A 21,186-nucleotide genomic window follows, 5' to 3' on the forward strand; every position below is an offset into this window, starting at 1 on the left:
TTAATAGCACACTTCGCTTTTCTTGTCTGGCCTGTCATGATTTATTCATCTATTCACTGTCGTGACATATTTGATCAAATCAATGCAGCAATATCATAAAGCAAAGCATTATCGATAATCATTTAATCCTACAAAGGTGCCGCCATTTTGGTAGCTTAGCTCACGCATCAAGGCGGCGAATCGATAGGCGCTTTGTTGTTCTGCGGGATTCGCCTCTGCAAGTAAAACAGGGAAGCCTACAGCGTGAATGCGAACGCGTCTCTCGCCTTTGTTATCACTGGCGTTTAGACGTTCGACAGTTTTAATAACCCGGCGAATCGAACCACCAGAAAAATCATCACCAAACACATAAAGACTAATTTTCTTATCATGCGCATAATATCGGCGGATAGCACCCTGAATACCTTCAACAGGGCTGGAATTACTAAAAGGATTCCAAGTTCGCAAGCGTTTAATAATTGCTTTGCGGCGTGAAGGAGAGTCGGGTATCCATTGTCCACGATAGCTACTGAACATATAGTTACCCATATCATTCATTACTTGAATGCCTTTCACTTTAGGGTAAATGTTCAAAGTGGCGATTAACTCATCCATGACCCTAGGCCAGGCATAATTAAACATACTGCCCGAGGTATCGATAATAAAAATAATGTATTCACTGTCGACCGGGATACCACCAACTAGACTGTTTTTAGCCGAGTGACTGCGCCCCAATAGGCGCTCCATCTCTTCATTGAGATCCTGCAGCGCGAGCTGCAGGCGGGCGCGAATTTTATCGTCGGCGGCCGAAGCATTCGCGAGCTCGGTCAGTTCACTTTGCAGTTGCTGGCGTCTAGATTTTAAAATAGCTAAACGCAGAGCTTCATCATCAAGTTGCTCGGTCTTGGCGGTGAGCTCACGATTTAAGATACGGGTCTCCCCGCGAATCTCAAAGAGCTCTTGCTGCAATCTTTTCAGTTGCCCTTGCTGTTGAACGTCACTGACTTCAAGTGCTCCAGGCAAAGAGCTCTTGGTGATCATTAGTAGCAAGACGATGGCACCAAAACCACAGCAGATTACGTCTAGAAAGGAAACGTTAAAATCGTCGCCTTGGCGATCGCGTTTTCTTGAATTGCTCATGGCCAATCCTTTGATGGGCTCATAAAAGAACCTTTGCTGCGATGGGCGAGTTGCCAATAAGCGGCCGCTGCCATGGTGTCGCCTTCCATCGGTGCCAAAATAATATTGATCGGCAGGCCACTGGGAAGAGCGTTTACCGCGCGATTGTATAAGCGCATACGTTCATTGCCATCTACTGTTTTCTTGCGTGGTGCTTGTTTCCCTTGTGTTGGCAAGCCATCGGTAATTAGAAAGACATTGTCAGGAAGCTGTTGAAAGCTGGATAGACTTTCAAAGGCTCTGATTAAACTGGTGCCGTTTTTAGGCGTGAGCTGATTAAGCGCATCTAGCCCTTGTTGTAGTTGGCGACGATTACTGACATCGAGCCACTGTCCTTTAGTGTTGGCAATTAATGGACTCACCTCAGTATTGAAGGTATAAATTTGGTACTGGCTGTTAACCGGAAATTTGGCGATTAGCCATTCCACGGTAGCAACCGCGCGTTGCCATTTGGCGGCTGCGCGTTGTTGCTCTGGGCTCATATTGCGGCGACGAATAACGTTAACAATGGTTTCATCTAACATACTGGCTGATGCATCGAGTAAAATCACAATACGCTGGCCGCCGAGTTTTAAACCTGTTAAATATTGCCGATTGCCTTGGCCGGTAATCTCCCGCAAATCGTTGCCGCGCTTATTTTCTTCTTCAAGCTCGGACTTTCGTAGCTGAAGGTTCTGAATTTCCTGCTTGAGTTCTTCTAGCGTGTTTTTGTCAGCACTGCCAATGTCCGCAAGGCGAGTGCGGGTGGCTTTAATATCTTCATTGACTTGTCGCGCTAAACCCTGGGCTTCCAGCAGTTGCTGGTCAACATCCGATAGGCTGTTGCGGGCTCTAACTTGTAAGGCCTTCGCGGCCTGTATATCTTCGTTAAGCATATTAACTTCGGCGCTGAGCTCGTTTGGATTTTCCAGTTGGCGTCGATCCATATCATGTTTGATGATTAGAAAGATCAGTGCCACCGCGCCAAAGCCGCAGGACATAATATCCAAAAAGGATAAATTGAAAGTAGTGAACTTGCGTTTACGAGCCATGCTAAATTATTCGCCTACTGCTCACGTTGGCCAAGTTGTAAATTACGTAGCAAATGTGTATCGGCGTAATCTTGAGTATCTAATACCAAGCGTTCTTGCATGAGCTGTAACTGATGCGTAAAAAACATGATGATGATACTGATAACCAGCGCAATAAAGGTTGAGTTAAAAGCCACGCCAAGGCTAACCGTAACGCCGACAATATCACCTTCAACGGCTTTATGGGCCTGGCTAAGCGCCTCGCCAATGCCCCGTACGGTACCGATAAATCCAATTGAGGGGATGGCCCAAGCAATATAGCGAACCATGGCCAATTCAGAATCCAAGCGATCTGATTCGGTGGTGCAGGCTTCCTTCACGGCAGTTGCCGCATCGGCCATGGTATGACTGGAGCCAAAACGACGTAAGGCTTGCAGTAGTGCCCTTGGTAACAAGAAGCGTTGTTGCTCTTCTGGAAGTTGCTGTAGCGGAGCAATAAGGCGATCACAATCCTCTACGCGAATAGCGCTATTTTCGCTAATGCCTAATAGATCCAGCTGTAAGAATTGTCTCTCTTTTCGGCCTTGCCAGGCTTTAAAGGCCATGATGGACATAGCCCAGAGCATCAAAATAAAACAGGCTTCCTGTTCGTAATCGCGCAGTACCACATAGAGCGAACGCTCTACGACGACGGTCTGACCGCTGGCTTGCATAGCAGCTTGGGCTTGCAGTATGGCGTCGGCATTTGGACGAATAACGGTGACGAAGATAGCGTGCACGATAATGCTGGCAATGATTAAAGCAAAAAGCTGAAATAAAAATTCAGAACCATTTCTGCGCATTTGGCTTGTCCTATTGTTGTTTAATGCTGTTGTTTGCAGCTGTTAATTTCTGTTTTACTGGCAGACTAAATTTAGATGTCGACAGGGAAGGCGACTGGTAGATCTTCAGATATCTCTTCAGTCGGCTTAAATACTTGCTCATTTTTAGCGTCCCTGGCCGCTTTGCTGGTTTTGTCTTTGTTTTTTACGGCTTGCTTTTCGATTTTAGTGCTCTGTTTTTCTTGTTTTTGCAAGTTGCCTTCCGCTTTTTGAGAATCCTGACTTTGGGCAAAGCTTGTTAGGACTAAGCTCAATAGCAGTATGTATACAGTTCTGGTGGTATAAAACATTAGCTTTACTCGTTGCTGTTCTTTAAATATGGCTTCATTGTTGCTTTTTGGTTTGACCCATCATTTGCAGCTAAAGTGCATTGCGAGCAATTCTAAAGCCAACATGGCGTTTGCCTGCATTGCCATAGTCACGGAAGGCCAAGCGTAAATCACTCATTGTTCCACTGGTCCAGTTAGGGCCTCGAATAACATAGTGTTGGCCGCTTTGTTTACCCATAGGGTTTTCAAGTTCAGTCCTATTCAGGCCCGTGCTGATGCCATAAACATCATGTACCCATTCGGCCATGTTGCCACCCAGATCATAGATTCCGTGCTTATTGGCAGGGAATTTTCCGCTGGGTGCACTGGCAGCAAAGCCGTCATCATAGTTGTTGAGAATACTGCCAACTTGAGTGGCCGCGGAGCGATCCGCATAATTACCTGCATAGCTCGCTTTGCTGGCAGAGTGCTGCATTCGATCGCCCCAAGCGTATTTTTTCATTTTTCCGGCATCATATCGCGCAATCCAGGCCCATTCCGCTTCTGTTGGTAAGCGATAGCCATTGGCGCTTTCATCGAAGCCGCTGACTTTGCCTTGTTGCACGTTATAAAACGGTTTTAACTTCTCCTTTTGAGACAGCCAATTGCAGTATAGGGCTGCATCTTGCCAGCTAATGTTGGCTACCGGATATTTATCATTGTTTAAGCTGGTGCCCTTACTGTGGTTTGAGTTATGGCTGTTTTTAAACTGACGAAAGGCTTTATTGCTCACTTCATGGGTGGCCAGGTAAAAAGCTCTATTTAATTTAACCTTACGCTGACTTTCATTGGCGCGTCGTCCTTGCTCACGCCTGGACGCACCCATGGTAAAACTGTGTTTAGGCTTAAATAGCTTGAGCTGTTCGCCATTGCTGTTACGGTACACCGGTTTTAGGTTCGCAAACTTTTGCTCGGCCAAGGTGAGTAATTGAATATCGAGCTGCAGTGGCCTGTTTTGACTTGGTGATATTCGATGGCTCTGGCTAGCATAACCAGGAGCCTCAAAGCGAAGAGTTTGTGGATGGCTGACCAAATTGACGACCCCCTTGTTTAGCTTTAAGGCTTTATTGTTTAAGAAAACTTTTGTGTTGCTGGGGAAAAGCTTCAAGCTTACTTTGCCTAAAAACGGTAATAGAGAGGCTTGTAATGTTTGTTGCTCCTTCTCTTTTAGCGTCACGGTTTTGCTGAAACGTTGATAGCCATCTTTATAGAGCTTGATGCTTTGAGCTTCACCAGGGCTAAGGGCTAGGGTGATTGGAGTTTGCCCTCGGAACTGACCGTTGACTAGCACATTGGCAGCGCTAGGTGTTGAACTCAAAGTCAAACTGGCGTCGGCTGGTAGTAGTTCAGCGAAATCAACTGTCAGTTCTTGTTTTGCGGCCAGCTCTATCCAATGGCATTGGCTTTTGTAGCCTTCCTGCTCTAAACATACATCGTAATCACCCACAGCCAGAGCGATTCTTTCCTCGTTAAGATTTTCTTCTTTTTCATTGATTCGCAGTTGGGCCCCAGGGTTTTTGTGAGCAACATGGATCAAGCCATAATTGGCTTGTAGGACAAGGTCTTGCTCTTGGCTTTTGCCCATTCCGGTGATTTCAATGCTCTGCGCTAGCGGAAGATACAGGGGGTGTTCAACACTCAATTGGTATTGACCTGCTTCTACACTTGGAAAATCTGTTGTTGCTGAGTAGCTCTCCTTAAGCGGACTTGACTGGATTAAGGTGCTCTTCAGCTCACCGTTTATTGCTTGTTGCGTCCAGCCGTCTTTGGCATTTAGTTTAAGTTGACCCGGCAACTTTTTCATATTGATATTGAGCTCTAAGCTTTCATCGCCAAGCTCGAAGCTTTCTTCGTAGGGATGATAGCCGGGCGCAGTGGCACTCACCGTGTATTTTCCAGGCAGCATCAATACATCTTGGCCAAAAGGCAGTTTTAACCAATACCCAATCTGAGTTTGGGCAAAAGCGGGCGTTGGTCGAATCAACACCGCGCTCGCTGCGCTAATAAACCAAGCAATTAGGGCGGCTAAGATAAAGAAAACTACAATTAATAGCTGCTTTTTACGGCTAAAGCGCGCCTGCTTTTGTATAGGTTTAAATAGTTCTTTGGCTGCGTTGGCCTGTGTGTTTTGGTCGCTCAATTCTTTGTCTCGCTTTAAATAAGCTAACTATTGGTCGAAGATGACTTTATTTGTTAGCTGCAAAGGCATAAAGTTGCATTTAAACATATAAAATATTTTTATTTACCGTCAGCTGGCTGGAGGCCAAGATGCTATTGTTTAATGAGAATAAGTTAATCAATCGCATATGCCTTGTGCTAGCCTCGCTTGCTAGTGTTCTCAACGCTACTTCGATTCGCGCTGAAGCTACTAAAGATCTCACCTTGCTCGTGGGGCAGGCAATGCCACCGTATATCTGTCCTGATAATGAACAGGGCTTAGAGCTTGAGCTGGTTCGTATGGCCTTGGCGATCGAGGGGTATCGTGTAATCCCCAAGCGCATGCCACTGGCCAGAATTCCTCGTGCTTTAAATGCTGCCCAGGCGGATGGCGCGCTGACCCTGAGCCCCGATCTACCTTTAGAGCATGTCTACCTTTCGGATTCTCATATTAGCTACCAAAATGCCTTTTTCAGCCTTGATAAATTTGATATCAAGCTGAATTCGATTAATGATATTAAAGGCAAATCTTTAGTCGCTTTTCAAAACGCTCAACACTATCTTGGTGATCACTTTAGTGATTTGGTAAAAGATAATCAGCTATACCAGGAACATCATAATCAAGCAAAGCAGGTATCCATGTTGCTAAAAGAGCGCACTCAGCTAGTCGTCATGGATAAGCACATTTTTCAATATTACTATAATAAATCTCCCCAAGAAGCCATGTCGCAAAAAATACGCAGCCATGATCTATTACCGGTGAACCAATATCATGTCGGTTTTTTGCGCGATGGCTGGCGTGATGCCTTTAATCGAGGTTTAAAAAAACTCAAACAGCGCGGTATTTACAAGCAGATCACCAGTAAATATCTTGATTGCGCCCAGTTGTATGTTAAATCAGTTCCCGGCAGGCCACCTCAAGCGGCGGAATGTCCTTGTTAAGTTTAACTTCAAAGTTTATTCGTACATCTCGATAGCCTTTTCGCTGTCCTAGTAGCGTGTAGCTACCGGGCGGTAAATCCATTTGAAGCTGTGAAAATAAGCCTAAGCGTTTATGCCGTAATAGGCTAACTTGGGTGTGCCCATCGGACTGCAGGGTGATCTCCACTGGAGTTTGGGATTTAATCAGTGCTACTTTTAACTCGGCTATTTGGCGATTAAGATTATCATCATTGCTTTTAAGTTGGCTCGCCTCTTTGATAAGCCCTTGCGCTCGCTGCCTTATTTGCTGGTCTTGTAAGGTGCTGGGTTTCTCAAGAATGGCTTTAAATCTTTGATCGATATCCAAGCGGACTTTGGCTTTGATTAAACCGACCCTTGCGCTCACTTCGGCAGGTGCCATTGATTGTACTTTCTGATATTGCTCCACTGAGCGCTGCCAGTCTTCATTTTGGGCCGCTTTTTCAGCGCGGCTTAAATGGCTTTGTATCGATGCCTGTAGTCGAGCAGTCTTGGTTTCACTCAAAGCTGATTTAGCCGAGCTATCTCCAAGCTTTAATTTTTGGGCTTTGCTGAACCAGTTTTCAGCCGTCTTGTACTGCTTGTTTTCCAAGGCTGAATAGCCATTGCTCATCGCTTGCGAGTACTGCTGCTCCGTAGTCGCATTGTCCATACGTTGTGCGGCTTCACTGGCGACTTCACTTTCAGGATCAAGTTGTAGGGCTTGCTGATAGAGCTTTTCGGCATTTGGCCAATCTTGTTGGCGCTCGAATCGCTTGCCCTTGCGTATAAGGTCGTTGACTTCATCAGCAATATCTATTCGATTGAGCAGCTTTTGTGCATCATCTACGTTGCCCGCTAAACTGGTTTTGAGTTTGCTCGCTAAGGTTGCTTGTTCTTTGGCCTGTGTTAGCTTTTGTTCACGCAAATTTTGCTTGGCCAAGTCCATGTATTGTTGATAAATATCGTCGACTTGCCCTAGTAGATCTTCCATTGCGTTTAAAGCGGCCTGATATTGCCCCATAGCTTGCTCGAAACTTTGTTGTCGATAGAGTTGATCACCTGATTGAGCGAAATCTAAGGCGCTTTGAAAATCTTGCTCAGCCCATTGTTTAACCGCCTGCTGTTCAAGAGCTTCTTGACTCTGAAGCAGTTTGGCAAGTATGTCTTGGGCGGCGCGACGTTGTTTGCCCAATTGTGCATCTTGCCATGGGGATTGCTGAATAGGCTTGTTTGCTGATGCAGGGCTTGCATTGATTTGTGGGTTTATAGTTTCTGCATAAGGCTCTTTAACAATACTGGGCAGCCAAAACACGACGCTTAGTAATACTATTGCCAAAATGCTCAAGACAGGTATTAGAAAACGCTTTTGTTTCAAAACCCCTGGCTCTTGAGCGGGTGCTAAGCTGGCGAAGGTTTGTTCTGCTTTGTTTGGCATTGTTTTAATGAATATCTCGAATTCTTAGTTAGCGGCTTAATTTGGTAGCGGGCTTCTTAAAGGCTTAATTGACCATTTTCCACTTCATAAAGTTCACGTAGGATTTGTCGCCACTGTTGATACTGCTGTTGCACCGAGCCGCTAAGGGTAATCGTTCTATCTTCCAGCTCGATAACCTGTGGCTGAATGGCAGCCTCTAAAGAATCACCTAGCTCTCGAATCGTTTCGCTGTGCATATCGGCTTCAGCGCGTTTTCCAAAACCTTCTTTTACCAAAAAGCCACCGCCTCCAATAGCCACTGCGCCAGCGGTTCGCACCGCGCTATTATTGCTTGTTGCAGCGGCGATACCCGCAAGTACGGAAACAATGCCAGCAATGGTTTGATTACGAGCCTGCTCTTTGACTTCTCGTAGGTTTTTAACTTCTTGATAGGTTTGTTTACGCCAATCTCTGTAAGGATTATCTATTTGCTGAATAAAGCTACCGTAAAAATCTTGTAGGGTATCGATGTATAAATGATCGCGTTCTCGAATGGTTCTAATGCGCTCCAGCATAGGGTCGTTTTCTGCGGGAAGGCGTTCGATCTGGTAGATACCTTTTTTGTCTCGCTGTAGCTGGCCAGCAAAAGACTGGGGGGCAAAGCTTTCTGCAAAGCGTAGCTCGCCGACTAGGCGTGTGCGGCGGAGATATTCGGCATCGAGTTGTTGGCGATATTGCAATAGATCATTGGATATTTGATGGTAAATCGTTTGGAAGGGGTCGGCCTTGCTCGCGGTTTCGCGGCGATAGGCATAGCGACTAGCTATTGCTTTGTATTCCTTGCTATACCAATGTTGGCCGGTCACATCTTTAACATCAATGGCAAGTTGTAAGGTTTCACCATCTGAGTGAAGAATACGGCCACTGAGTTGAACATCAACTAAGGTTGCTGCGCCAGGAATGAGCCGAACTGCGCCCCAAGCTGAGCTGGCTTGAATGGCATCACGAATATGGCCAGCCATGTAATGGGATTCAGCTTTGCGAACTTCCGCAAAAACTAGGGCATCGTCATCCTCGATTTGCTCTAAATTGGGATCTAGAATTTCGACCCCAACATCCAATAGCTGGCTTTCAGGTATCTCAGCCGTTTCTTGCTGTAGTTGTACATAGCGGGTTGTCTTCACCGTATGTGAAGCGCAAGCACCCAATAAAAGACTACAAAGAATAGTGCATAGTGCAGGCCAGGGCTTATTTGAAAGCGACATATTAAATCCTATTAATCTGACTAGCGTTGCTTGTATTTACGGTATTCCTCCCAGAGCTTCTCTCTGAGTTTTGGATCTTTTTCTGCCATGGCCGCTTCGCGAATTTGGCGGGCGACAATATCGTCATCGCTGCCATCAGGAATGTCATCGGGAACCGGTGGTAAACCGTTATTCGCCGGTTTGCCTTTCGCGCCCTGATAATCGCCGTTGTTTTCTCCTCTAGCGGCAGGGCTTTGGCCATCACCGCTATTAGACGAGTCTGCGCCGGATTCTGTGTTAGGTGCACCGTAAGGGCTATTGCCGCCTTCTCCAGCTCCGTCACCTTCTCCACCTTGGCCAAACCCAGGATCTTCTTGTTCCAGCTGGTCTTCTGCGCCCCTAGCGGCGCCATCAGCCAGCACTTTATCGCGCTCGCGCAGGATCATACCGTCATAGCGACCAAATGAGCCTTCAAGTTCAGCTTCCAGACTGGCTTGTCTTTCGGCGGTAGATTGGTTGTTGCCGCCGGCTGCGGCAGTGCTTTCATCAAAGCTGATGTCAGCGGTTTCTGCACGAGCTCCGGGGGATGTGCTGGCATCGCTAACATCGGCATCACCGTCACCAGCGGGGTCGTATTGCTCATAAAGCGGGCTGTCTGCCGCTCCCGCACCACTGTCACTAGTCTCCAAACTGCCATCTTCAAACTGCCCTGAGCCTGAGCTCTGAGGACCCGAACTTTGGGGCCCAGGACTGCTAGGCAGGCCAGAGGATGAGCCTTGCTCACGGTCTTGCCCGTTATTTGATCCTGATGAGGATTGTTGGCCGCTATCAGCGCTAGTCGTGCTGCCTGGCGCTCGGCTAGATGGCCTTGTATTGCCGCCGCTAGGCATGCTGCTAGGACTAGACGAGGGGCTGCTTGCTGATGGACTGCTACTGGGTGGTTTACTGGCCGGCATCCCACTAGAGCTTTGGCTGGTTGTAGATTGCGTTTTACAGGCGCTCAAGCTGATACACAGTGCTAGGCTTAGCAGGGCTGTGCGGGCTGAGATTTGACTGTTACTAGAAAAACGTAGTTTCATATGTTCGCCTGAATCACTATTGGTAGAGCGTAGGTTTTTGAGTCAATCAAACTGTGCAAGTTCCCGAGTCATCTGCCTTAATGCCCTTGCTCTATATGTGGTTGAATAAGTGAATCTAGGAAAGATTCTCTTATAGTATTATGGAAAACTAAAGCTCTGCTGAATATTCTTGCTGTTTTGGAAATTGCCGTCAGAATTGATGTTTGGGCGAAACTGAGTTTTGCGCAGTTGGCGCTTTATCTTCCCGCGATACTTCTTATCTTCGGAGGCTACTTTAAGGTTTCGGGCTTTACCGTCTCTACCAATATCGTAACTAGCTTTGATATGCACCCGTGGCTCCAGTTCTGAAAAACTTTCGTCCCACTCCGGTAATATTGGAATCACTTCTGGGGTGGCGAGCAGTGTAGAGCGCTGAGACTCCTCGCTAAAGGCCAGAGCTTCGCGGTAGTATTTTTTGGCTGTACTGTATTTGCCGAACATCAGGTGCCAGTCACCTTTAAGAATGGAGAGTCTTTGTTGATCCGCCTCGTCGGTTTCAATTGCAGACATGCTCTCAAGGGCTTTTTTTCCGGTAACAAAGATGGAATTTTTTTCTTGTTGGAACTCGTTATTTGCTTCCCGTTGGCTCAATGGGTCTTGACGAAGTGTAGTTACAGAAAAGCCGCTGCTTTGTTGACCTTGTTCGAGATTTATTAGTTTAAAGTAATTGCTCGCAATAAAACCTTGTAGAACTTTCGAGAGATCTTCGTGTTGCCGATCAAGTTCAGGGCTTTGTCCATAAATGCCTATGTATTGCAGATACAGGTCACTTGCAGCGCTCAAGTGAGCAAAATCCCTTCGGCCATTGTATACATACGCATGTAGTTGCCACTGCCCAAGTGCCATTAAGGTTTTTAACAGTTTTTTCTTGTCGTCCAGCAAGGATCGATTTGCTAGCCAGTGTCGAAACTCTTGTTGTTCTCTCGCTTTTCGCCACTGACCTGCAGCGACCAGGTTGGTGACCAGTTGTTTGGCAATGGGTTCTTGCAGCTCGCTGTACAATCCATGATTGACCCTTTGTGCCTGCATGGCTTGGCGAAGTAATTTGCTGGCCTCGTCATACTGCCTGGCAGATTGGTAAATGACGGCCATATCGGCTAAGACTTCGCTACTTGCCGAAGCAAAATTGCCATGTTGCTCCTGTAGCTTCCATAATTTACTTTCTAAAAAACTGATTTGTTCTAGGCTCTGCGCTGAAAGCCTGTGAGTGAATTTTTTGGCTGCTAGTTTTGTCTTTTCCTTTTGTGGGCTAGATATTGATTCTGGATTAGCTTGCGAACCTGGTGCTTGCTCACTAGTGGCATTAATTGCTGGCTGTTCTGCTTCAGCTGAAGAGATATTTGTCGTTGCAGTAGCATCCTTGGAATCAGATTGTGCTAGGCTAAGGGCCGAGCACAATAGGCCCCATATTAAAATTATAGCAGGGCTGCCTATTTTGCTTTTCATGGCAGGAAACATAAGCGCTCCACAACGAATTTAGTGTTGTTTTGGGGGGCTTGTTTTCAAGTAGCCCCAAATTAGGTGGTTGCTGTAGCACTATAGCAAATTGCAGCGCAGATGTGCTTGTTACATTTTCGCTAGATAAATTAAGAATTACATAATGAATCAGCAAAACGAGTTAGTATCGGAAATTGTTTTGACCTTTAGTTGTGATGACAAGCCCGGTATTGTGGCCGCTGTGGCCAACCTATTTGCCTTGCAAGGCTTTAATATTCGTGAGTCCTCTCAATTTGAAGATGTGCATAGTAAGCGCTTCTTTATGCGCACGGTCTTTGAAACGGCCGAAGGGGAAAAACCCATAGAGGATATTAAATCCGCTTTTAGAGCTGTCGCTGAACGCTATGGCATGGAGTGGTCTTTATGTGACCTGCATCGGCGTATAAAAATTGTTATCGCTGTGTCTAAGTGGGGGCATTGTTTGAACAACCTACTAAATAGCTGGAAACGCGGCAGTTTGGCGGTGGATATCGTGGGGGTAGTATCCAATCACGAAGACATGCGTGAATTGGTAGAGTGGTACGGGGTGCCATATCATTTTTTACCGGTAGGTCCCGACAATAAATCAGAACAAGAAGCCCAAATCCTGGAGCTTATTGATACTGAATCTGCAGACTTACTCGTCTTGGCGCGTTATATGCAGATTTTGTCGCCTAAAATGACTGGTGCCTTAAGGGGGCGTGCAATCAATATTCACCATTCGTTTTTGCCAGGCTTTAAGGGAGCAAAACCTTACCACCAAGCCTATGCAAGGGGCGTTAAGTTGATTGGCGCTACGGCGCACTTTGTAACAGAGGATTTGGATGAAGGTCCGATTATTGAGCAGGACGTAGAGAGGGTGAGCCACGTTAATCAACCAGAAGAGTTGGTTGAAATAGGGCGTGATATTGAATCGCGTGTGCTGGGGAGAGCAGTGCGCTGGTTTGCGCAGCAAAGAATCCTGCCTAATGGCAACAAGACCGTAGTCTTTAGCCGCTAGTCATCGCTTTGCTATAAGCTTACAAACAAACGGCGCCAAGCTGAAAGCAGGGCGCCAATCGTTTTGAAACGAAAATTTCCAGCTGAATTAAAGCGGAACTACGTTTTCTGCCTGAGGGCCTTTTTCGCCCTGAGTTACTACCATGCTCACACGTTGGCCGTCTTGCAAACTACGACGCCCAGTGCCTTCAATAGCACTGTAGTGAACAAACACATCTTTACCGCTTTCTTGCTCAATAAAGCCGAAGCCTTTTTCATCGTTGAACCACTTTACGGTTCCTTCAACTGGACTGGACATATCTCTCTCTTTCTTCGTGTTGCTCCGCATGCGCGGATCCAGGGCCCCAATCATTGAGGCATTTACCAACCTGGATTGGCTGGATTCGTGTAAAAACGATAGACGAATGGATTAATGCAAATCGCTTTCAACAAATACTTTGTACTCGCACCTTATTATTGTGGTTATGGCTGCTGCGATCAGAGAGGATCTCAGTTGCACAACGACTACTTTGATGCAGAGATTCTGACATATAATTTCCCTCTGGGAAACTCATTCTGCCTATGCAAGAAAGATTTTTGCCAGATCAATGTTTCATTTCGATGACTTCGTCAACAAATAACGACATTTTCTTAGCTGACAAGTAGTTGACTAATTCTCAGACCTCAGTGTGATTTTACGGGATTTGTTCACCATTGGACCCTTTCCATGCTAACGCATGAGTCAAAACCCCCCTTTTTTGTGACAGAGTTAACCTTCTGATGGCGTCACAGCGCTACGCATTTTGATAGCTCGCTAACGGCAGGGCACCAGCAAACTTGGGGCTTTACACAAGGAATAGTATCAGCAGCTGATCAGTTGAGTAGTGGCCATTGGGAGGATAGCCAAACGGTACTTCATGGATGGGGAATTTGGCTGAGGAACAACGCAGTAATATTGGACTTTAATCATGCTTACCTTGACACGAAAGGCCGGCCAAAAATTGATCATTGGCGATGATGTTTGTATAGAAATTGTGTCAATATCAGGTCGCCAGGTCGCTGTGGGTGTTAGCGCCCCCGATTCAGTGAGAATCTACCGCGAAGAAATTGCACCGGAAGGCCTGCTTGATAGCATCATGGACAGCTTGCATAAGAAAAAAGCGAGCAATGGAAATAAGTAGGGGCAGCTCAGCTACCCCTCTTATTCAGCAAATCTACCTCATCAGATAGATTCCAAAGCCTTAGCTGGCGCTATTGGACTTCAGCAATAGCTTCAAGTAGGGAGTCGAATATCTGGTCGATATGGCTTTGCTCGATAATCAGCGGAGGTGACATCATAATGGTGTCACCAGCAGCGCGCACCGTGATGCCTTTTTCCAAGGCTTTGGCAGCAACGCTTTGAGCTCTTGTCATACCCTCGATACCATTCGCCGCAGGGCCGCTCTTGAAGTCAATGGCGCCCACTAATCCCCAATTGCGAACATCAGTGGTCAGCTCGCTATCATCCAAGCGATGAATACCGTCTTCCCACGCTGAGGAAACCTGCGCAGCGCGTTCGAACAAATTCTCGTTTTTGTATATATCCAGCGTCGCTAAGGCTGCCGCACAAGCAACTGGGTGCGCCGAGTAGGTGTAACCGTGGAAGAATTCCGGTGCATTTTCAGGGCCTTGCATAAAGGCATCGTGAACTTCTTGGCTGACCAATACGGCTCCCATTGGGACCGCGCCATTGGTTAGGCCCTTAGCAGTAGTAATGATATCAGGTGTTACGCCCGTAACACGTGCCGCAGTACCATCACCCAGACGGCCGTAAGCGGTAATCACTTCATCAAAGATCAATAGGATGTCATTGTCATCACAGATCTGACGAACCTTCTCTAAATAGCCCTTAGGAGGAATAATCACGCCTCCAGCACCGGCCATTGGCTCGATAATTACGGCGGCAATATTGCTGGCGTCGTACATGGCGATTTGTTGCTCTAGCTCATAGGCCAGCTTATCGGCGCCATGTTCGCCTTGGCCGCGGCTAAAGGCATTCTCTTCTAGGCGAGTGTGGCTAAGATGCGAGACTTCTAGGCCTTGACCAAATACCGCACGGTTAGGGGTAAGGCCGGCAACAGAAACACCTCCCATATTCACTCCGTGGTAGGCCTTCTGGCGGGCAATAAAGCGGGTTTTGCCACCTTGGCCACGTTTGCGCCAGTAAGCGCGAGCCATTTTCAATGCAGTATCGACAGACTCTGAGCCAGAGTTGGTGAAAAAGACACGGTTTACGCCGGCAGGAGCAATTTCTTCTGCCAAGCGGGTGGCTAGTTCAAATGCTTGCTCATGGGCAAAGCCAAATGGGTTGGCGTAGTCCATCTCCAATAGCTGTTTGTGTACCGCTTCGGCGATTTCTGGGCGGCTGTGACCAGCGTTGGTGCACCACAAGCCGGCCGTGGCATCTAGAATCTCGCGGCCGTCGGCCAAAGTCATGGTCATGCCTTCAGCTTTGGTATAAATCTTGGGGTTCTTTTTAAAAGCACGGTTTGGGGTGAAAGGCAGCCAATAGTGCTCAGTGTTAATGGTGCTCATAGCATTCTCGCTCTCTATATAGTGGCTTATCTAGCCTAATAACAAATTAGTAAACCACGGCAGCATAGGCAAGTTTATTGCGTCGGTAAATTACTATTTATCTATTTAAAGGTTGGGTATTCTAGACTTAATGACCGCAGTAAATGCGAACCTATATAGGGTCTGCAAATATCAAGTGTGAGTATGAATTAGGAATTAAAGTTGCCAGTTGTTTTTCTTCAGCCAGCACAGCGCCAGCACATCGTAAAAGCCGTGCCAAACAACCACCAACATCAGGCTATCGCTAGCTTGGTAGACATAGCCAAACAGTAGACCCATTGCAAAGGTCATCAGGAAATACACCCAAGAAAGACCGTGCAGGGCTCCAAAGCAGATAGCAGCGAGAATAATACCTAGATGGGGTGTCCAGCCCTCAAAGTCGAGTAAGCCTACCAGCCAGTTTTGCAAGAATCCGCGAAACAGCCATTCTTCAGAAACGCCGGCTAATACCCCAATTAAAGCCAGTTGCAGGTAGCCGAAATGGCCGATAAGGCTTTGGTATTTTGCTAGATCGCGATTGATGGCTTCTTTAAGAAATGGCAGGCACTTCTCTATGAGCAGCAGTGCTAGCATCATGGCGCCGGCCAGGAGCAGTCCTTGTAGAATATCCTCAAGGCCAGAAAAGCTATTTAATTTGTCTTGCCAGCGAGCTAGCAGTAGGCCCAGTACACATAGAATGAGCTGGCTGCGAATTACCTTACTATAAGGCACCTTGTCCTTGGCGATGTCATCCATTGCAATTATTTTCCCGTTCGTTCGCTATTAATAAAATGTCTGTTAGCTAGCTGTTATTTAAGTGGCTATTATTTAAACCTCTAGGGCAAAAGCGTTTTAAAATATTCAGCAACGACCTCGGTAGCTGGCCCATAGTGACCTTCATCAAATTGTCCGCCAGAAGCTTCGAGATTCAGCTCAATTGTGTGGGCGCCATAAGCCTTGGCTAATTGTACAAAGCCTGCAGCTGGGTAAACTTGGCCAGAGGTACCAATAGAAACAAAGATATCGCAGGTCAATAGTGCTTGCTCTATTTCATCCATAAACATGGGCATCTCACCAAACCAGACAATGTCTGGGCGCAATTGCCCAGGGCTTTGGCAGCAAGGGCAGGGGCGATCGGCACTGATGTCCTCTTTGCAAGGGTAGACCTTGCCGCTTTGTTGGCAGCGTATTTTCAAGAGCTCGCCGTGCATATGCAGCAATTTTTCGCTACCGCCTCTTTCGTGCAGATCATCGACGTTTTGAGTTACTAACAAGAAATCACCCAAGCCAGCCTTACGATAGCTCTTTTCGAATTCGGCCAGTGAGAAATGTGCCGCATTGGGTTTTGCCTTCTCTAATAAGGCGCTACGTCGCATATTATAAAAACGCTGTACCAATTCTGGGTTACGAGAAAAGGCTTCGGGTGTGGCGACATCTTCGACGCGATGTTGCTCCCACAAGCCGCCGTTATCCCGAAAGGTATCTAAACCAGATTCTGCCGATACCCCGGCGCCGGTTAACACGACAATGTTGCGGCTGTCTTTTTGATGCATAATAGAAAATCCGCTGATATTAGCTTTTGTTCTTATGGCAGGTCAGAGCGCTATATTACGACGTATCGAATGAGTTTACTAAGAGCTATTACTATTACCTTAAAATTCCTGTTCTATTAACAGCGAAGAATTTAATAATGTTGAGAAAGTTAACAATAAATGCGTATCATTATTGCTGCTGATATTTTTGGGAAAACAGATGCCTTAGGCGATTTAGCTGCTTCCTTGCCTTTTGCAACTGAGGTCATTTCTCCCTATACGGATTCTGAGTTGAAATTTCACGATGAGCAGGAAGGCTACGACTATTTCTCTGAATATGTTGGTATCGAAACCTATGCAAATCGTCTCCTAAAACATATTCTCGAATCATCTGAGCCTGTGATGTTAATCGGATTTAGTGTCGGAGCGGCGGCAGTGTGGTATCTGGCAGGCCACAATAATCTTAATAATGTTATTTCTGGCATAGGCTTTTATGGCTCGCAGATTCGGCATGCTAGAGAGGTTGAACCCAGCTTCCCAATTCATCTTGTCTTTCCTGAATCAGAAGAGCATTTTTGTGTGAATACTCTGATTAAAGATGTGTCGAAATACCAGACTGTATCGGTCGAGCGATCAGCTTATCTTCATGGTTTTATGAATCGACGCTCGGCAAACTTTAATGCTGAGGCTTATGAAATCTATTTGCAGAAGCTTAAGCAGAAAATTAATGAGATGTGCTGAGCGAAGTGGAGGTCGCTGGACTTAGCTTAATTAGCCAAGCCCAGTTAGAAAAGGCTTAGGCGGTATAACGCATCAACAAAGTATAATCTGCATCTTTTTCAGATAACTGAATGTGCTCTGGCAAATCAATGGCTACTTGATGGCCAGAACCTGGCGCTGTCTCAGTATCCTGTCCGTGTTTATCCAGCATGTGGTCTAGGGTAAAGCTATGGTTACCTTGCGGGGTAATCAGCTCTAATTTATCACCCACACTGAAACGGTTTTTCACTTCCAAGTGCAAACGATTACTGTCGCTACCGTTGACTTCCGCAACAAACTGCTGGTTTGGATTGGTTGAAACGCCTTTCTCATAGTTTTGATATTCAGCGGGCACATGACGGCGATAGAAACCTTCGGTGTAACCGCGATTGGCAAGATGCTCAAGCTCAGCCATTAGGTTCTTATCGAAAGGCTTGCCGGCAACCGCATTATCAATAGCTCGGCGATAAACCTGTGCGGTTCGTGCTACGTAATAGTGACTCTTGGTGCGACCTTCAATTTTCAAAGAGTGAATGCCCATATTCACCAATCGCTCAACGTGCTGTACAGCGCGAAGATCTTTTGAGTTCATAATATAGGTGCCGTGCTCATCTTCATAAGCCGGCATTAACTCGCCTGGGCGGTTCTTCTCTTGTAGCAGTACCGGTTCTACTTCATTGACGCCGCTTGGGTCGTAATCCTTAGGTGTATAAACCGCAGATAGGTCATCGGTGTTCACTGGATTTTCGCTGCCACGCACATCGCGTCGCTGGTCGACTGCGATAAGATCGCCGGTTTCATTTTCTTTGGTACTGTGGGCATTGTATTCCCAGCGGCAAGAATTGGTGCAGGCACCTTGGTTGGAATCACGGTGGGTCATATAGCCGGAGAGCAGGCAGCGGCCAGAGTAAGCAATGCAGAGTGCGCCATGGACGAAAACCTCGATTTCCATTTCTGGGCACTGCTGGCGAATCTCTTCGATCTCATCCAGTGATAATTCACGGGAAAGAATCACTCGGCTGATTCCCTGGCGCTCCCAGAATTTCACCGAAGCCCAGTTGACTGCATTGGCCTGAACGGACAGGTGCACTTCTTGCTCTGGCCAGCGATCTTTTACCATCATAATGAGGCCAGGGTCCGACATGATGAGCGCATCCGGGCCCATTTCGATGACTGGCTCTAGATCGCGGATATAAGAGCGAACCTTGTCATTGTGGGGCGACAGGTTTGAGGCTAAATAGAATTGTTTACCCATGCCGTGTGCTTCTTCTACCGCGGCGGCCAGGTTATCCAACTTATTGAACTCATTGTTGCGCACGCGCAGGCTGTAACGGGGTTGGCCCGCATAGACGGCATCAGCGCCATAAGCAAAGGCGTAGCGCATGGATTTTAGGGTGCCGGCTGGCGACAATAGTTCAGGGGTAAACGGGGTACTCATAAAGCCTTAGTTCTATCTGGGTTAATTCGGGCGCGCATTGTACGGTAAGCTGGCTAGATTTTCATCACCTGAATCGGCAGATTTGCCTCTGTCTGCGCATATTGTGCAGGCAGCTAAACTTCCCGGAGCGGTTAATAACCCTACCTTTGATCGGTTTGTTGTCAGCTTTGACGGATTTGTTTGAAGAATTGTTATCTACTGTCGATAAGCAGATTGCGACCCAAGCTTGGTGTTGGGGCTGCAAGGCGATCTGTGTAAAAATCGGTAGCAAGCAACAGCGACGATGAATCTAGAGCAAGAAAACAAGCGATTGCAGGGTACAGTAAAGTTACTGCTGCGACGCATTGAGCAAAATCACGGTATTCAGCAGCACTTTCATGCTTTTGAATTTAAGCTGCTGGCCTGCCAGTGCCTGCGTGATTTATTGGATTTACTACTCGTTGAAGCTCAGCGTCATTTCAATCTATCTGCCGTTAGCTTAGTCATTATTGACTCGGACTACTCCATTCGTGAGCTAATGGAGCAACTGGACCTGACCGATTATGGCTCCTGCCTACAAATGCGCAATGGCGTGGACTTTCTCGCTACTCTTTATCCGCAGCAATCTGAAGTCACCTTAGGTGATATGGATGTATTAACCGCAGGGCGAATCTTCCCAGGCTCCGGCAGGGTTGTTTCTAGTGCCTGTATGCCGCTTGTGAGGCAAGACAAACTGGTTGGTAGCCTGCACTTTGCCAGCGATTCCACCGAGCGCTTCCAGCCAGATATGGCGACTGATTTCCTATCTCATTTAGCGTCTATAGTTTCACTTTGTTTGGAAAATTGCATAGGTAGAGAACACCTTAGCCGACAGGGTAAGGTTGATATGTTGACCCAAGTGAACAATCGCCGCAGCTTTGAAGCCGAGCTGGAGCGTGAATTGGAGCGAGCGCAGCGCAATCAAGAACCTTTAAGCTGTATGTTTGTTGATGTTGATCACTTTAAGCAGATCAATGATCAGTTCGGTCACCAGGCGGGTGATTTGGTATTGAAGCACTTGGCTTACGAAGTTTCCTTACAATTACGTAAAACCGATTTCTTGGCCCGTTACGGTGGGGAAGAGTTTGTTGTATTGGCGCCACGCTGCCCACAAGCTCATGCAGAGCGTTTGGCTGAACGAATTCGCGTGGCTGTCGAAGAGATGGCCATTGACGTCTGTGGCAGTAAAAAAGTGCGCCCGACGGTATCAGTGGGCTTAGCAACTTGGTGCCCGAAGCAGCAGGGGCGTTGTGATTTACAGCTAGTTGGTCATGGCCTATTGGCTTCCGCCGATGAGGTTATGTACCAGGCCAAACGTGGTGGGCGCAACCAAGTTCTCAGTCAGCGCTATGAGTTATTGCAGCCTTCGGCATCTTCAAACGAAGTAGATAGCGCTTCGGCCAAAGCTTCCCGGTAATCCAAAAGGCATCTCGCTCTGCATCGTAAGCAATACCGTTTAAAACGGCTTCAGGGTGACTATTGCCACTATCCAATTGGCTTAGATCTAATTGGTAAATAACTTGGCCATTTTCTGGATTAATAGCAATTATTTTCTTTTCCTGCCAAATATTGGCCCAAATTAAATTTTTTGCACACTCGAGCTCATTAATATTTTGCCACTTCTGATTATTAGAACTGGTGATTGCTAACTCGTTTTGCAGTTCGAAACGTTTATTGAAAAGCTGAAGCGTATTACTGCCATTGCTCATAAAAAGTGTGTCGCCAAAGCTACATATGCCCCAGCCCTGGCCTCGGTATTTAAATTGAGCCATGGGTTGCAGGTTTTCTGTATTTAGTACCAGGCCACGCTGCTGGCGCCAACTCAATAAAAAGAGCTTGTCTCCTTGAACGGTCAACCCTTCGGCAAACCAATTCGCGGGTAGACGCTTTTCTAAGGTCTTTTTATGTTCGGGGTAACTACTTTTGCGGATAAAAGAGCGCCCATAACCTCCGCTGCTTTCATATATAAAACCGTCTGAAATTTCCCAGCCTTGAGTAAAGCTAAGCTTATCGTGGCTGGCTGTTTCCAATATTTCAAAATCAAGAAGCGCAGCGGTGGACTCTTGCTCTGCCAAACAGTAAGTGCTTAGCAGCGTGCTCATAAAACTAAGCAGGCGCACAAACAATTTTCCACTCACAGTTCTTTTCAACAAAACAATAT

Annotated in this window: 20 protein-coding genes; 5 read left to right on the plus strand and 15 right to left on the minus strand. The window is 46.8% G+C overall.

From position 1 onward, the window contains the following. Positions 1 to 108 precede the first annotated feature (108 nt). From Q1A08_RS11035 to Q1A08_RS11055, 5 genes are all read right to left on the minus strand, one after another. Positions 109 to 1,119, minus strand: a complete 1,011-nt coding sequence (locus Q1A08_RS11035; RefSeq protein ID WP_299772785.1) for a VWA domain-containing protein — start codon at positions 1,117 to 1,119, stop codon at positions 109 to 111. Then, on the minus strand, positions 1,116 to 2,189 hold the full coding sequence (locus Q1A08_RS11040; protein ID WP_299772786.1) for a VWA domain-containing protein: 1,074 nt from the start codon (positions 2,187 to 2,189) through the stop codon (positions 1,116 to 1,118). Before Q1A08_RS11040 ends, Q1A08_RS11035 begins: the two co-directional genes overlap by 4 nt. Before the next feature lie 14 nt (positions 2,190 to 2,203). Then, positions 2,204 to 3,010 carry a MotA/TolQ/ExbB proton channel family protein gene (locus Q1A08_RS11045; RefSeq protein WP_299772788.1) on the minus strand — a complete coding sequence of 269 codons (807 nt, stop codon included), beginning with the start codon at positions 3,008 to 3,010 and terminating at the stop codon, positions 2,204 to 2,206. A 71-nt stretch (positions 3,011 to 3,081) separates the two neighbouring features. Continuing rightward, positions 3,082 to 3,339 (minus strand): hypothetical protein, encoded by a 258-nt coding sequence (locus tag Q1A08_RS11050; protein ID WP_299772789.1) that lies wholly within the window; start codon positions 3,337 to 3,339, stop codon positions 3,082 to 3,084. 70 nt (positions 3,340 to 3,409) lie between these two features. Next, positions 3,410 to 5,497, minus strand: coding sequence for an SUMF1/EgtB/PvdO family nonheme iron enzyme (locus Q1A08_RS11055; RefSeq protein ID WP_299772791.1), 2,088 nt, complete (start codon positions 5,495 to 5,497; stop codon positions 3,410 to 3,412). Positions 5,498 to 5,625: 128 nt separating this feature from the next. Between Q1A08_RS11055 and Q1A08_RS11060 the strand changes: the two genes are divergently transcribed. Beyond that, complete coding sequence (locus Q1A08_RS11060; RefSeq protein WP_299772793.1) at positions 5,626 to 6,456, plus strand: transporter substrate-binding domain-containing protein; 831 nt, start codon at positions 5,626 to 5,628, stop codon at positions 6,454 to 6,456. Here the strand turns inward: Q1A08_RS11060 and Q1A08_RS11065 are convergent. The 4 genes from Q1A08_RS11065 to Q1A08_RS11080 form a co-directional block, all read right to left on the minus strand. Next, positions 6,407 to 7,891 (minus strand): hypothetical protein, encoded by a 1,485-nt coding sequence (locus Q1A08_RS11065; protein ID WP_299772795.1) that lies wholly within the window; start codon positions 7,889 to 7,891, stop codon positions 6,407 to 6,409. The genes Q1A08_RS11060 and Q1A08_RS11065 overlap by 50 nt on opposite strands. A 56-nt stretch (positions 7,892 to 7,947) precedes the next feature. Continuing rightward, a complete protein-coding gene (locus tag Q1A08_RS11070; protein ID WP_299772797.1) occupies positions 7,948 to 9,135 on the minus strand; it encodes a hypothetical protein in 1,188 nt (395 codons plus the stop codon). Positions 9,136 to 9,155: 20 nt separating this feature from the next. Next, entirely contained in the window at positions 9,156 to 10,193 is a 1,038-nt protein-coding gene (locus Q1A08_RS11075) for a hypothetical protein (protein WP_299772799.1), read from the minus strand. Between the two features lie 138 nt (positions 10,194 to 10,331). After that, positions 10,332 to 11,690, minus strand: a complete 1,359-nt coding sequence (locus tag Q1A08_RS11080; protein ID WP_299772801.1) for a hypothetical protein — start codon at positions 11,688 to 11,690, stop codon at positions 10,332 to 10,334. 142 nt (positions 11,691 to 11,832) lie between these two features. On the opposite strand from Q1A08_RS11080, the gene purU reads away from it, so the two are divergent. Further along, positions 11,833 to 12,708, plus strand: coding sequence for a formyltetrahydrofolate deformylase (purU, locus tag Q1A08_RS11085; RefSeq protein WP_299772802.1), 876 nt, complete (start codon positions 11,833 to 11,835; stop codon positions 12,706 to 12,708). An 87-nt stretch (positions 12,709 to 12,795) separates the two neighbouring features. Here the strand turns inward: purU and Q1A08_RS11090 are convergent, their stop codons facing one another. Next, positions 12,796 to 13,005 (minus strand): cold-shock protein, encoded by a 210-nt coding sequence (locus Q1A08_RS11090; RefSeq protein WP_299772804.1) that lies wholly within the window; start codon positions 13,003 to 13,005, stop codon positions 12,796 to 12,798. Positions 13,006 to 13,654: 649 nt separating this feature from the next. Here Q1A08_RS11090 and Q1A08_RS11095 point away from each other — a divergent pair. Next, positions 13,655 to 13,867: a carbon storage regulator gene (locus Q1A08_RS11095; RefSeq protein ID WP_299772806.1), complete on the plus strand. Its 213-nt coding sequence runs from the start codon at positions 13,655 to 13,657 to the stop codon at positions 13,865 to 13,867. 70 nt (positions 13,868 to 13,937) lie between these two features. Here Q1A08_RS11095 and Q1A08_RS11100 read toward each other — a convergent pair whose 3' ends face one another. From Q1A08_RS11100 to cobB, 3 genes are all read right to left on the minus strand, one after another. Further along, complete coding sequence (locus Q1A08_RS11100; RefSeq protein ID WP_299772808.1) at positions 13,938 to 15,260, minus strand: aminotransferase class III-fold pyridoxal phosphate-dependent enzyme; 1,323 nt, start codon at positions 15,258 to 15,260, stop codon at positions 13,938 to 13,940. Positions 15,261 to 15,455: 195 nt separating this feature from the next. Then, complete coding sequence (locus Q1A08_RS11105) at positions 15,456 to 16,034, minus strand: CPBP family intramembrane glutamic endopeptidase (RefSeq protein WP_299772810.1); 579 nt, start codon at positions 16,032 to 16,034, stop codon at positions 15,456 to 15,458. 80 nt (positions 16,035 to 16,114) lie between these two features. Next, the gene (gene cobB / locus Q1A08_RS11110) at positions 16,115 to 16,831 is read right to left on the minus strand and encodes a Sir2 family NAD+-dependent deacetylase (RefSeq protein WP_299772812.1); all 717 of its coding nucleotides are present in this window, start codon (positions 16,829 to 16,831) and stop codon (positions 16,115 to 16,117) included. A gap of 159 nt (positions 16,832 to 16,990) precedes the next feature. On the opposite strand from cobB, the gene Q1A08_RS11115 reads away from it, so the two are divergent. After that, a complete protein-coding gene (locus Q1A08_RS11115; protein ID WP_299772814.1) occupies positions 16,991 to 17,551 on the plus strand; it encodes a dienelactone hydrolase family protein in 561 nt (186 codons plus the stop codon). A 55-nt stretch (positions 17,552 to 17,606) separates the two neighbouring features. Here the strand turns inward: Q1A08_RS11115 and yegQ are convergent, their stop codons facing one another. Continuing rightward, positions 17,607 to 19,007 (minus strand): tRNA 5-hydroxyuridine modification protein YegQ, encoded by a 1,401-nt coding sequence (gene yegQ, locus Q1A08_RS11120; protein ID WP_299772816.1) that lies wholly within the window; start codon positions 19,005 to 19,007, stop codon positions 17,607 to 17,609. Positions 19,008 to 19,290: 283 nt separating this feature from the next. On the opposite strand from yegQ, the gene Q1A08_RS11125 reads away from it, so the two are divergent. Beyond that, positions 19,291 to 20,442 carry a sensor domain-containing diguanylate cyclase gene (locus Q1A08_RS11125; protein ID WP_299772818.1) on the plus strand — a complete coding sequence of 384 codons (1,152 nt, stop codon included), beginning with the start codon at positions 19,291 to 19,293 and terminating at the stop codon, positions 20,440 to 20,442. Here Q1A08_RS11125 and Q1A08_RS11130 read toward each other — a convergent pair. Then, the gene (locus Q1A08_RS11130; RefSeq protein WP_299772820.1) at positions 20,363 to 21,178 is read right to left on the minus strand and encodes a glutaminyl-peptide cyclotransferase; all 816 of its coding nucleotides are present in this window, start codon (positions 21,176 to 21,178) and stop codon (positions 20,363 to 20,365) included. The genes Q1A08_RS11125 and Q1A08_RS11130 overlap by 80 nt on opposite strands. Positions 21,179 to 21,186 lie beyond the last annotated feature (8 nt).

The organism is uncultured Pseudoteredinibacter sp., assembly GCF_947500695.1.
Classification (GTDB): Bacteria; Pseudomonadota; Gammaproteobacteria; order Pseudomonadales; family Cellvibrionaceae; genus Pseudoteredinibacter.